The following is a 12,433-nucleotide window of genomic DNA, read 5'->3' as shown; positions in this document are numbered from 1 at the left end:
ATGGACAAACCGTCGGTTTCGAATTCGACGTCGTACTGCAGCCCCGCCGACGTGCGGCGATCGCTCTCCTACCTCATGCCTCAGCTCGCCCCCTATTGGGAGAGGCCACTCACTGCGTACGCGTCGAAGCTCTATCGGGTCGAGCACGTCTCCGCTGAGAGCGCTGCCCGCAATCATGCGAAAGATCTCTTTCGCACATGCATCGAGCGCGCGGCGCGCCGGTCGAGCTACACGGAAGAAGAAGCGCGGAGCGCAGGGCGCGAATTGGTTGCGTCGCCGGTCCTTCAGACTGGCCCGCATTGTCTGCTGCTGTTCGAGCCGGATGCCTTTTATACGCACCTGTTCAGTATGATGGGCCTGATGGCTCATAATCGCAATTGGTACATCAGCTACTTCGCTTCGACGTCGGGCTTTTCGGAGCGCGCGAAGAAAGGACCTGGCTGGCTTAGAGTGGGCGGCGAGCCACTCAATCTCTTCGGCGTGCCTCGGAATCGAATGGATAGTTCGAGCATAGGCTGCTTGAATGGACCCTACCGCTATGCCCTAACGAACGCGAAAGGCGAAAGCGCGCCCAATGCTGACGCGGCTTGTCTCCTCGCCAATCTTCCCAGTGCCGAATTCGCCTCGGCGGCGGAGGCGATCAAAGCGGGCAACCGGGATCTCTGGCGCCGAACGTTTTCCCAGTCAATCAGACTGCTTCAACTGGATGATTTTGATGTGGCCGACCTGATCGCCGATCATCTCGAAGACCCAACGTCCTGGATATCGTCGCAGTTCATAGGCAACAGGACTATCGCCAATTCAATTCTGACCGCGCTGGACGACTTGCAGGCCGGTCCATGGGCGGGTTGGATTCGTCGAACGACTGACTTCTTCTGGCGCATTTCGGAGAACCGGGTCACTCCTTTGCACCTTAAGGGCGATGCACTCATTAGCGACAACGCCCCAACGTTTTCTGTGAGGTTTCGACCCGATGCCATTGCAGCGGCGCTCCGCAACAGACTTATACTTCCCAACTTACTACTAGCGTTTCTCGCCATCTCCATCTTACCAGGCGTGAGGGTTTTGGGCGGCTTCAGGCAAGTCGTCTATTATCCACTGATGCGATATCTGACCTCGGCCGGCATCCAGCAGGCTGGCAATGCCGATCTCCTGGCCGACATGGTGAACGACAACCAGCCCGGTGTATGGGGACATCGCGTGCTACGCCGCGCGGAGTCCGACCCGTTTCATGAGGTGAACATTGCCGGTGGCATCGCGCCACTATTACAGGCCTATGGCAAGCTTTCGCTTTCGGACGCAAGTGGTGACCTCACGTGTTTCACGGAAGATTGTCTGTGGTCGCGGCTCGCGGCAAACATTGCCAACGGCACCATCGCCAGCGCGTCCGACGAATGGCGGTGGTCTGACAAGGGCTCACGGGGCGCCCTGTCCCGCAGGAGGTGCATTTAGATGCTATCTCCAACTCGGGGCTAAAGATTGTCAGGAAAAGCCGACCAGCGATCACTTGTCAGGTCCATGACTTACCATCTTGGAGCGCGTTCGACTGGCGGCCGCGCCGATCTGCGTTCTTAATGGAGACAATACTGCGGCCAAAAACAGAGCGAGGAAACAGCGCGCTGCGGCATGCGAGGCGTCCTAGCCCTTGACGCTGCCCGTGGTGAGCCCAGCGACGATCTTTCGCTGGAAGATCAGGACAAGGACGAGAAGGGGAAGCGTGACCGTCACGGACGCGGCCATTAGCAGCCCGTAAGGCACCTCGTATCGGCTACTGCCGGTCAGGAGGCCGATCGCGACAGGCACGGTTCGGTTCTCGTCGGTCAGGATGAAGGTCAGCGCAAAGAGGAATTCGTTCCAGGACAGAATGAAGGCCAGGAGCCCGGTGCTCGCGATCGCGGGCCACATCAGCGGCAGCAGCACATGGGTCAGGATCCGCAGCCGCGAGCAACCGTCGATCAGGGCCGCTTCCTCCAGCTCCACCGGCAGATCGCGGATGAAGCTCGTCAGGACCCATGTCGTGAACGGCAGCGTCAGGATCAGATAGGAGACGACGAGCGCGCCCGGGTTGTTGTAGAGCCTCAACAAGCCGATCACCTCGAACATGCCCGATAGCACGACGACCTGCGGGAAGACGGAGATCATCAGCACCGCGATAAGAAGATAGCGCCCCGCCGCGAAATGCAGCCGGCCGAAGCCGTAAGCCGCCAGGATGCCGATCGCGAGCGCGATCAGCGTGCTTGTGACCGCCACGAGGATGGAGTTCACCAGCGCGCCGATGAAGACGGAATTGGCGAAGAGTTGGATGTAGTTGGTGAAATCGAGAGACGGCAGGAGGTTTGTCCCGTAGATCGCCTGCGCCGATTTCGTCGAGGTCACGATGGCCCAGTAGTAGGGAAAGAGGACATAGATCATCACCAGCGCGACGGCGGCATAGAGGCCCGCCGCCTTCAAATGGCGCATGAACCGATAGGTCGCGTTGGAGTGGCGCTTCGTCCTCATCCGTCCCTCCTAGTGATGCGAACGGTCGAGCCGGAGCAGCCCGACGATGACGATGGCGATGAGGCCGATGATCAGGAAGACCCAGGTCGAGGCGGCCGAACCGACGCCCAGGTCCTGGAAGCCGATCAGCTGGTCGCGGGCATAGATGGACATGGTCATCGTGTTGGCATTGTTGGCCGCCAGCACGTAGCTGAGATCGAACATGCGCAACGCGTCCAGCGTGCGGAACAGCATCGCGACGCCGATCGCGGGTGCCACGAGCGGCAGGGTGATCGACCAGAAGCGCTTCCAGTGCGGAACACCGGAGACTTCTGCCGCCTCGTAGAGGTCCTCCGGAATGAGCTGCAGGCCGGCGAGGATGAGGAGAACCATGAACGGCGTCGTCACCCACACGTCGATGCAGATGACCACGGCGAGAAGCAGCGACGGGTCCGCCGTCCAGGCAATGCCCTTGGAGATGACGCCGAGATTGATCAGCGCCTTGTTGACGAGGCCGAACTGGTCGTTCAGCATCCAGTCCCAAATGCGCGTCGAGACGACCATCGGCATGGCCCAGGGAATGAGTATCGCCGCGCGCACCAGCCCGCGCCCCAGAAAGGCGCGGTGAAGAAGAAGCGCGATGGCAAGCCCGAGCACGGTCTCGATCGCCACCGAAACGACGGTGAAGACCAGCGTGTTGCGCACCGCCAGCCAGAACGTAGTGTCTTCCCAGACCGTCACGAAATTCGCAAAGCCGACGAACCTGTAGTTGGTGGGATCGTCGAGATAGGCGTCGGTAAAGGAAAAGAAGATCGTGCGCGCCAATGGCCAGATCGCCACGGCCAGGAGGACGATGACAAGCGGCGCCACGAACATCAAGGCGATCCGCGTTTCGACCCGCCGGGCGCGATCGGTCGGCGTCATGCGCTCCCCTCCCCCGTCCGTCCATGCTCCAGGCTCCGGCCTTCCGCGTCGAACAGATGAAGGTTCTCCGGCTTCCACGCGACGCGGACGGCCTGCCCGGGCGACAGCGCCGGCGGCGTGCCCGTGCCGCGGATGGTCCAGATCGGACCGCCGCCAACGCGGACATAGCAGAGGTATTCGTGACCGAGATCCTCCATCCGCTCGAACACGCCCTCGATCACACCGGGGGCACCGCCGGCGGACAGCGCAAGCGCTTCCGGGCGCAACCCGATTTCGCTCACCGCGGCGCCGTTCAGGTGCGTCGGCGCATAGGAGAAACCGCCCGGCCCTGCAAGCACGCCACCCGCCGTCGAGGCCGGGGCGAAATTCATCTTCGGGCTGCCGAGAAAACCGGCGACGAAACGGGTGGCCGGACGATCGTAGAGGTCGCGTGGCGTTCCGGTCTGCTCAACGCGTCCGTGATTCAGCACCACGATCCTGTCGGCCAGCGTCATCGCTTCCGTCTGGTCGTGGGTGACATAGATCATCGTCGCCTTTACGTCTTCATGCAGCCTGGCGATCTCGAAGCGCATCTCGGTTCGCAGGTCCGCATCGAGGTTGGAGAGCGGCTCGTCGAAGAGAAAGACGTCGGGATCAGCCACCAGCGCGCGGCCGATGGCAACGCGCTGGCGCTGGCCGCCGGAGAGCTGGCGCGGCTTTCGCTCCATGAGATGGTCGATCTTCAGCATCCTGGCGACGGCCTCGACCTTGCGGGCGATCTCGGCCTTGCCGATGCGGGCCGTCTCGAGCGCGAAACTGATGTTGCGCGAAACGTTCATGTGGGGATAGAGCGCGTAGGACTGGAAGACGAAGGAAATGCCGCGCTTGGAGGCCGGCACATCGGTCACCTCGTCGCCGCCGATCAGCACGGCGCCCTCGGACACCGGCATAAGGCCCGCGATCAGCCGGAGCAGGGTTGATTTGCCGCAGCCCGACGGCCCGACGAAAACCACGAACTCGCCATCGGCGATTTCCAGGTCCACGTTCCGGATGATGTCGAAGGTGCCGAAGCTCTTGCTCACGTTCTTCAGTGTGACGGACGCCATGACCTTACCCCCGACCGTCGCACGCGGCATGATCCGCGAAAATCTCGTGGCTTCCCACAGCCCGCGCGATGCTGGCTGGCCATTCCGCGTCGAAACCGGCCCAACCGGTGACCAGCGCCGCATGGACAGGACGGGGCGTGCGGACTGTCGGGCACCCGACGAGGCAATCCCGCTGCGGTGCATGCGCCGCGCGCAGCCGGGCCAGCAGATAGCCCGCGGCATGACGGCCGATCTCGTCGGGTGTGTCGAAGAGGCGAACGGTCACTCGGTATTCCTGCTTGATCGAGACGATGACCCGCCCGCGGTCATGCCGGCGGGTCTTTTTGGTATCACTCGGCAGCCTTCACGTCGCGTTCGATCCGGCGCGCCATCTGCTCCACCGTGCCGGCGACGTCATCGGCGCCCGAAATGATCTCGTGAACGGCGCGATAGAAGGTCCGGGACATGCGATTGTAGTTCTTGCCCGTCACCGCCGAGGGTCGTGCGACGGATTCCTCGAATGCGGACTTGGCCATTTCGAGGAAGGGAATCTTTGCAAGAACATCCGTGTCCTCGTAGAGCGCCGCGACGGTCGGATTGTAGCCGCCCTCGATCGCCCGCATCGTCTGGTCTTCTAGGCCGACCATGTAGCGCAGTAGCTCGGCGGAGATCTCCTGCTTCTTCGAGTATTTCGAGATGCCAAGATAGGCCGTGCCGAGCGAACCGCTGGAGCGTTCGCCTTCGGCGCCGACGGGCAGCGCCGTGACGCCGACCTTGCCGGCAAGGCCGGCACCCTGCGCTTGGGACGTACCCCAGACATAGGGCCAGTTGCGATGGAAGACCGCATTGCCGCTTTCGAAGACGGCGCGCGAGGCTTCCTCGTCGTAGTTCAGCACGCCATGCGGCGAGATGGAGCCCACCCAGTCGCGTGCCCGGGTCAGCGCTTCCACGGCCTTGGGATTGTTGATGGTGACCTCGCCTGTGTCAGCGACGATCGTCCCGCCGCCGCTGGACGCGATCCATTCGAGCGCGTCGCAGGTCAGGCCCTCATAGCTGCGGCCCTGCCATACATAGCCCCAGATATCCGGGCTGCCTGCGGCACGCTCGGCATCCTGGATCTCCTTGGCCGTCGTTGTCAGCTCGTCCCAGGTCTTCGGCGGCTGCTTGCCGTATTTTTCCAGCAGATCCTTGCGGTAGAACATAAGCCCCGTATCGATGTAGAAGGGCATCGCCGTCAGCTTGCCTTCCAGCCGTGCGGCTTCGGTCGCCGAGGCGAAATGCGCCTTGACCTCGTCTTCCGGCACCAGCGGCGTAAGATCCGCGAGATGATCCTTGAACATGCCGAGCCAGATCACGTCGATATAGAGCACGTCTACGTCGGCGGAATTGGCTGCGAAGAGCTGCTGATAGATCGGGATCGCATCATCGAGGTTCTGGGGCATGCGGTTGATCTTCACCTCGTGTCCCGAGGTCTTCGACCATTCCGCGGCTCCCTTTTCGCAAAGTTCATAGTCCGTCGCCGAGCAAAACATCGAAACGGTCTCGGCTTGTGCCGAAACGGCGGAGATCGATGCCACCAGGGCGGCGGCGCCGGCCAGTAGTCCCAGTCTGTATCTTGCCATTGTTCCCACCTTTGTTTGCACTGGACTCTGCTATACGGGAGCGTTCGCTCGCCTGTATTTCTTGATATCATCGAGATACGGCAGGTTGCGCCCGCCATAGCCGGTCACGGCCAGGGAGCCGCAGATGACGCCGATCTCCAACGCGGCTTCGAAGTCCGGCTCGTTGAGGCGGCCATGCACGAAACCCGCATTGAAACAATCGCCAGCGCCCGTCGTATCGAAAACCTCGACCGGCAGGGCGGGAACCGCGTAACGCCTGCCCTCGTGCATTGCGACCGCACCGTCTCCGCCGCACTTGATGACGACGGTCGGGCAAAATGGGGAAAGGGCTGCCAGGGCCCCGTCCACATCGGCGGCGCCCGTCAGGTCCATCGCCTCTTTCGCGTTCGGCAGGAAGACGTCGATGCGCAAGAGCGCCTCCCTCATGGATGGCGTATCCAGCGTCATGTCGATATGCTGGCAATCCGAGCAGACCAGGATCCCGAGTGAGCGCGCCTCCTCGATCAACGCCTGGCGCTCGGCATCGAGCGAGAAGCCCTGCAACAGGAGGACACGCGGCTTCAGCTGCCGAAGCGCCTCGCGCGGCATCAGCCGCTCCGGTTCTTCCGAATAGCTCACGAAGCCACGATCGTGCGACAGCGAGAAAGCCGCGCTTACGCGTCGCACCGGCCGGTCGACCATCTGGAAGAGCTCGGTCGGCATGCCCTCGCGCCGGGCTTCCTCGATGATCATGCGGCTGAAGATGTCGTTACCGAAGGTACACCACCAGCCGGCCTGCGTGCCGAGGCGGGCAAGGGCGAGCGCGGTCGAGAAGGACGCGCCGGCGAGCCAGTCGAATTCCTCCGCCCAGATATCCGTCCCGATCGTCGGTACGCCCGGCAGGCCGCGGAAGATCAGGTCGAAGTAATATTCTCCGATCACCACCACGTCGAAAGCCGAATGGTCACGCGCTTCGCTCAATGCCATTCTCCCGTATGGTCCGCATGTGCCGAAAGATACTCCTCGACGAGGGGCCTGGCGCGGGAATAGGACAGAACCAGCGGATGCGCCATCAGCGCCTCGATGGCCGTCTGGCGGTCGCGTTGCAGAATGGCGCGGATGGCCAGCCGCTCATAGCGTTTCACGTTCAGCACGAGCTGGGCCTGCGATTCCGGCATCTTGCCGATCGGCAGCGGCTTAATGCCCGTTCTGTCGACGACGCAGCTGACCTCAACGACGTCGTCGTCGGCCAGCCCCTCGATCGCGCCTTCGTTGCGCACGTTGAGGCCGCTGTAGCAGGGCACCCCGGTTTCCAGAGCGTCGATCAGGTTGAGCGCGACGCCCGCATAGCCTTCACCCTCCTCGCCGGTATTGCCATGGGCGGCATGATCGGACGCCTGGTCCGCATCTTCCATGCTCGGCGCATCCTCGAATGCGTAATGCATGTAGGTCGCGTTGCGCCGCCGCTCGTAGGCGTAGTAGGCGGAAAGGGCAGCGTCCGCATCCCTGTCCAGATCCATCGTGCCCAGACGTGTCATCAGCGCGGCATTCAGATCCTTGACCTCTTCGCCGCGCGTGCGCGCGTCCGACTTCAGCGCCGCCACGGCGCGCTCCGCATAGTAGTAGTAATAGAGATATTCGTTGATCCAGTTGCGCTGGCGGCGGATCAGATCAGGATCGAACATCCGCTGCGACGTCGCCTTCAGGAAGGCGAGGTCGTCGAGCAGCGGCTGGAGGACCTCCTTCCCGTTCAGCATCGCAGCACGGGTGAAGGACAGGTGGTTCAGGCCGTAGACCTCGGCATGAACGTCGTTCTGGGGAACCTTGAACCAGCGCGCGAGCGCTTCCTGCGCGCCGTTCGCACCGTCGCAGATACCGATCGTGCGGCGATAGCCGCAATCCTGCAGCGCCTGGGCGACGAGACCTGCCGGGTTGGTGAAATTGAAAAGCCAGGCGTCCGGGCTGACGCGCTTGAGGATTTCCGCATAGCGCAGGATAACCGGAATACTGCGCAGTGCCATGGCGAAGCCGCCCGGACCGGTCGTTTCCTGACCAAGCACCCCGTGGGCAAGCGCTATCCGCTCATCCTTGATACGGCCGTCCTCGTCGCCCGGCCGAACCGTAGTGACGACATATTTCGCGCCGTCGAGCGCACGCTCGGCGTTCGGCGTCATGCTGATGCGCACCGGCGACTGCATCCGGCGGGCGACTTCCTGGCTGATCCCGCCGAACAGGGCGAGCTTCCGCTCATTGGTGTCCTGAAGGCAAATCTCCGTGAGCCCGCTCTTTTCCGCGCGCCTCAGCGCGGAACCGACAAAGAGGGGGGCTCGGACACCGCCGCCGCCGATCAGGGTAAGTTTCATGCCATGCTCCACCAATAAGAGGGCCTAGCAGTACTGGTCATTACCAGTTATGTCAATTATAATAGTGGCGCCGATATCGCGTCCGCTGAACCACGGTCTTGCACTGTTTCAACGCGTGGCGTTTCCGTGTATTGGCACTCAGGAAGCGCCAACAATCGCAAGGCAGGAACCTCGATGTCGGGACAAGCCAACCAGCGGAGCCAACGCCTGATAGAGCGCAATCATCCCGATCCGCTCTATGTCCAGCTGCGCAATCTTCTGAAGGCGAAGATCGACCGTCGGGAATGGGTCCTCAACGAAAAACTTCCCTCAGAACGCGAACTCGTCGAGATATACGGGGTCAGCCGAATAACCGTGCGCCAGGCGCTCAAGGACCTGGAGCATCTCGGCCATCTACAGAGCCGCCCCGGCAAAGGTATCTACGTCGCGGAGCCCAAGCCCAGCTATGAATTGGAAATCGTCAGAAGCTTCACCCAAACGGCGACGGAAAACCGTCTGCTGCCCGGCATGCGCCTTCTGAAGGGCGAACTCATAAAGGCGGACGAAGAAATCGCACGCGCTCTCAACCTGCCGATCGGCGCCGAGGTGGTTTATCTGGAACGGCTGCGCCTCCTGAACGATCTTCCGGTCGTCATCCAGCGCGACTGGTTCTCCGCCGCCATGACGCCGGGCATCCTCGCTCTCGACTGGACAACAGGAAATCGCTCCCTGTATTTGGAGTTCGAGCAGACCTATGGCGTCTTCCCGGCGCGGGGCCAGTCCACCGTGAGCGCAAGGCTCGCCACGCCGACAGAGGGCGCGTTTCTACAAATGGAAATGCCGGCCGCGGTCCTGACGCTCGACCAGGTCGCCTATGACGCGAGCAATCGCACCGTCAACATAAGCGCGGCGGCCTATCACCCTCTCCGCTACCCGCTGACGTTGACCCAAATGACCCGGCGCCGCTAGGCGCTGCCGAAACCGCCAGCCGCCTGGGAACGCCAGGCAGGATCAGCCGGAGGACCCACAGTCGCGCGGGCCAAGGTGGTCAATCCTCGCTGCGCCTGGATTTATCTCCCGGCGCGTTGCCGCCCCTTTGGCCTCGACAGTGCCGACGCTCCGTACGACATCGAGCTCAGGGGCCGGAAGACCATGCCTGTGGCTTCATCGAACAGGATGACTGCCGCCTCCATGCACAGTACGCGGGCGATCGCCACGCGTTGCTGCTGGCCGCCCTATATGCCTTGGATCACTTACGTCTGAGGGCTTCATTCATCTCATCGCAGCCGTGATATGGATGTCGCGAATGTCGATCCGCCTAGGCCTGGCTTGGCCTCTGTGCCCGGATCTCCTCGAAGATCCGGATCCAACTCCTCGCACCCTGGCGAAGCCGCGCGCTGTCATAGCGCTCGTCGGGAGCGTGGATGGCATCGCTTGGCAAAATGAAACCGATGACCACACATTCCGTTTGCAGGGCGTCGCTGAGTTGTTCGACCAGGGGTATGGCCCCACCCGTCCCGCGCAGAATGACGGGCGTTTCCCATTCTTTCTCCAGCCCTCGGGCGGCCGCCTTCAGGTAGGCGCTTTCTTGCGACAGCACGACCGCGGGACTACCGCCCTGCCCCTCGAACTCAACGCGGCAACCTTCCGGGACCATCCGTTCGACATGGCTACGGAAGCGTCGGCGGATCGATTCTGGCGATTGTCCGGCCACCAGCCGGAAGGACAGCCGCGCGGTTGCCGACCCCGGCAGGACAGAGCGTTCGCCTGGCCCCTGATTGCCCCCGGTAATACCGTTTATGTCGACGGTCGGACGACCCCACATCGCTTCGATCGGAGCGTATCCCTCTTCGGCAATGCCGCCAGCAAGATCGACATCGGCAAACAATTCGGGTTCTCGCGAAAGCTTCTGCCACTGACGGCGCACGGCATCAGGAATGTCGCGCACCTCATCATAGAAGCCATCGATGGCAACCCGCCCCTTGCCGTCATGCAGGCTTGCCAGAATGGTGCTCAGGATCCGGATCGGGTTGGCGGCAACCGCGCCGTAATGTCCCGAATGCAAATCCGGATTGGGGGCTGAAATCGTCACGCGTTCGTGGACCAGCCCCTTGAGCTGGGTGGTAATCGCCGGCTGTGTCGCAGACCACATCTCGGCGTCACAAATGAAGGCGACATCGCAGGCGAGGTCATCCCGGTGGGCCTCGATGAAATCCGCCAAACTCGGCGATCCGCACTCCTCTTCGCCTTCAAGCACGACGACGACATCCGCGGGAAATTCACCATGCACGCTTTTCCAAGCCCGCAATGCGTCGATGAAGGTCCAGAGCTGGCTCTTGCTGTCGGAGGTGCCGCGCCCGTAGAATCGGTGCAGGCCATCCTCCTCGATGACAGTCGGCGCAAAGGGCGGGTGTTTCCACTGGCCGATATCGCCCACAGGCTGAACGTCGTAATGCCCGTAGAACAGCAGACGTGGCTCGTTGCCGGTTGCTCTGGGAGAGGAGCGAGCAAGAACGACGGGGTGCCCGTTTGTTCCTATGACATCCGCCCCAAGCCCGATGGAGGACAGTTCACGTTTCAACCATTCCGCCGCCCGTGCGATCCCTTCTTTGCCAGAGGACTCGCTCGAGATCGACGGTATCGAAACCAGCTCGAGAAGTTTGCCCAGAGCGATGTCAAACTTGTCGTCGATATCCCGCAATACGTCTTCTGTCTTTGGCACATCTCGTCCTTCCCGGATTCTCTCGCTTGCGGCTGTCAGCCGAGACGGGCTGGCTTCAGCGACGCCTCGCTTGCGGCGGCACTCGACTTGGCTTCGACAGCGGCCAGCACGCGCTCCACGTCATCCCAGAGCTCCCTTTCATCCTCCAGCCCGATGCTAATGCGCAAAATGACGTCGGGGCCGCTCCAGGCAGTGGCGCTGCGAAAGCCGGCAATGGACATGGGAGCAGCAAGGCTGCGCGTGCCGCCCCAGGAGGCACCGATGGCAAAAACCTTCAACGCGTCGAGGGAAGCGGCAACATGGCTGGACGCCGCTCTGGTGAAAACGATGCTGAAAACACCGCTGGAGCCAAGAAAATCGCGTTTCCAGAGTCCGTGATCAGGAAAGGAGTCCAAGGCAGGATGAAGAACCCGCGCCACGAGAGGATGCCCCTCGATCCTACGTGCGAAATCGAGCGCTACCCGCTCGGAATGCCGTAGGCGCACGCCGAGCGTCTCGAAACCGCGCAGGACAAGCGAGGCATCGTCCGGCGAAACACCGATGCCCATTCGGCCGATCAACGCACGGATCGGCTTGATCAGGGCGGCATCCCGCACCGTGATCGAGCCCATAAGCACGTCGGAGTGGCCCGATACAAATTTGGTCAGCGCCTCGGTGACGATATCGGCACCATGCTCAAGCGGTTTGAAATTCAGCGGCGTTGCCCAGGTGTTGTCGACCCCGACCAGTGCGCCGTGTTCATGAGCGATCGCGGCAATCCGCGGCAAGTCGAGTATCTCCATCGTCGTCGATCCAGGGCTTTCGCACCAGACAAGCCGGGTCGATTTCCGCATCCTGGCGGCGACATCTTCCGGCGAGCGGGGATCGAAGAATTCGACGTCGACACCGAGGCGACGCAAATCGCTCTCAGCCAGATCGCGCATCGGCGGATAGGCCGTATCTGCGATCAGGATGTGATCACCCCCTCCCAGGAATGGAAGCACCGCCAATGCGTTGGCTGCCTGCCCTGAAGGCGTTAGAAATGTCCAGGCGCCGCCTTCAAGGCTCGTCAGTTTGGCTTCAAGCGTGCGCGTGGTCGGCGTGCCATAGAGGCCGTAGGGGTAGCCTTCATGACCGCGTTCGCCCCGAGAGGTATAGGCCGCGGCATCCTTGAAGACGATCGTCGAAGCACGATGAACGCCGACGGCGAGCGGCGTGAAACCGTCTGTTGGCACGTCGGGCGTGAGGACACATTTGGTGAGATCGCTCATGGAAAAGCCTTTCGGAAGAAACGCGGCACGCTCGCGGAAACCAATTCCGAAA

The 12,433-nt window shown here is 62.2% G+C and carries 11 protein-coding genes and 1 pseudogene; 2 read left to right on the top strand and 10 right to left on the bottom strand.

The window, feature by feature from the left end:
• Positions 1 to 1,452, top strand: a complete 1,452-nt coding sequence (locus K6301_RS24615) for a hypothetical protein (protein WP_247221458.1) — start codon at positions 1 to 3, stop codon at positions 1,450 to 1,452.
• Positions 1,453 to 1,638: 186 nt separating this feature from the next.
• Here the strand turns inward: K6301_RS24615 and K6301_RS24610 are convergent, their stop codons facing one another.
• The 7 genes from K6301_RS24610 to K6301_RS24580 form a co-directional block, all read right to left on the bottom strand.
• The gene (locus tag K6301_RS24610; protein ID WP_247221456.1) at positions 1,639 to 2,499 is read right to left on the bottom strand and encodes a carbohydrate ABC transporter permease; all 861 of its coding nucleotides are present in this window, start codon (positions 2,497 to 2,499) and stop codon (positions 1,639 to 1,641) included.
• Positions 2,500 to 2,508: 9 nt separating this feature from the next.
• On the bottom strand, positions 2,509 to 3,402 hold the full coding sequence (locus K6301_RS24605; protein ID WP_247221455.1) for a carbohydrate ABC transporter permease: 894 nt from the start codon (positions 3,400 to 3,402) through the stop codon (positions 2,509 to 2,511).
• Positions 3,399 to 4,487: an ABC transporter ATP-binding protein gene (locus K6301_RS24600; protein ID WP_247221453.1), complete on the bottom strand. Its 1,089-nt coding sequence runs from the start codon at positions 4,485 to 4,487 to the stop codon at positions 3,399 to 3,401. The genes K6301_RS24605 and K6301_RS24600 overlap by 4 nt, the downstream gene beginning before the upstream one ends.
• Positions 4,488 to 4,491: 4 nt before the next feature.
• Positions 4,492 to 4,752, bottom strand: coding sequence for a hypothetical protein (locus K6301_RS24595; protein ID WP_247221451.1), 261 nt, complete (start codon positions 4,750 to 4,752; stop codon positions 4,492 to 4,494).
• Between the two features lie 64 nt (positions 4,753 to 4,816).
• Positions 4,817 to 6,088: an ABC transporter substrate-binding protein gene (locus tag K6301_RS24590; protein WP_247221450.1), complete on the bottom strand. Its 1,272-nt coding sequence runs from the start codon at positions 6,086 to 6,088 to the stop codon at positions 4,817 to 4,819.
• Positions 6,089 to 6,118: 30 nt separating this feature from the next.
• The gene (locus tag K6301_RS24585) at positions 6,119 to 7,054 is read right to left on the bottom strand and encodes a carbohydrate kinase family protein (RefSeq protein ID WP_425475421.1); all 936 of its coding nucleotides are present in this window, start codon (positions 7,052 to 7,054) and stop codon (positions 6,119 to 6,121) included.
• Positions 7,045 to 8,430 (bottom strand): family 4 glycosyl hydrolase, encoded by a 1,386-nt coding sequence (locus tag K6301_RS24580; RefSeq protein ID WP_247221448.1) that lies wholly within the window; start codon positions 8,428 to 8,430, stop codon positions 7,045 to 7,047. Before K6301_RS24580 ends, K6301_RS24585 begins: the two co-directional genes overlap by 10 nt.
• Positions 8,431 to 8,604: 174 nt before the next feature.
• On the opposite strand from K6301_RS24580, the gene K6301_RS24575 reads away from it, so the two are divergent.
• Positions 8,605 to 9,378, top strand: a complete 774-nt coding sequence (locus K6301_RS24575) for a GntR family transcriptional regulator (protein ID WP_247221447.1) — start codon at positions 8,605 to 8,607, stop codon at positions 9,376 to 9,378.
• A gap of 188 nt (positions 9,379 to 9,566) precedes the next feature.
• Here the strand turns inward: K6301_RS24575 and K6301_RS24570 are convergent.
• The 3 genes and pseudogenes from K6301_RS24570 to K6301_RS24560 form a co-directional block, all read right to left on the bottom strand.
• Positions 9,567 to 9,644: pseudogene (locus K6301_RS24570) on the bottom strand (ATP-binding cassette domain-containing protein); the annotation flags it as partial.
• A gap of 83 nt (positions 9,645 to 9,727) precedes the next feature.
• Positions 9,728 to 11,131 (bottom strand): M20/M25/M40 family metallo-hydrolase, encoded by a 1,404-nt coding sequence (locus K6301_RS24565; RefSeq protein WP_281505892.1) that lies wholly within the window; start codon positions 11,129 to 11,131, stop codon positions 9,728 to 9,730.
• A 35-nt stretch (positions 11,132 to 11,166) separates the two neighbouring features.
• Complete coding sequence (locus tag K6301_RS24560; RefSeq protein WP_247221445.1) at positions 11,167 to 12,381, bottom strand: trans-sulfuration enzyme family protein; 1,215 nt, start codon at positions 12,379 to 12,381, stop codon at positions 11,167 to 11,169.
• Between the last annotated feature and the right edge of the window lie 52 nt (positions 12,382 to 12,433).

The organism is Shinella oryzae (assembly GCF_023038235.1).
Lineage (GTDB): Bacteria > Pseudomonadota > Alphaproteobacteria > Rhizobiales > Rhizobiaceae > Shinella > Shinella sumterensis.
The sequence above is the reverse complement of the archived record's forward strand: the minus strand, read 5'-3'. Positions and strand labels throughout refer to the sequence as shown.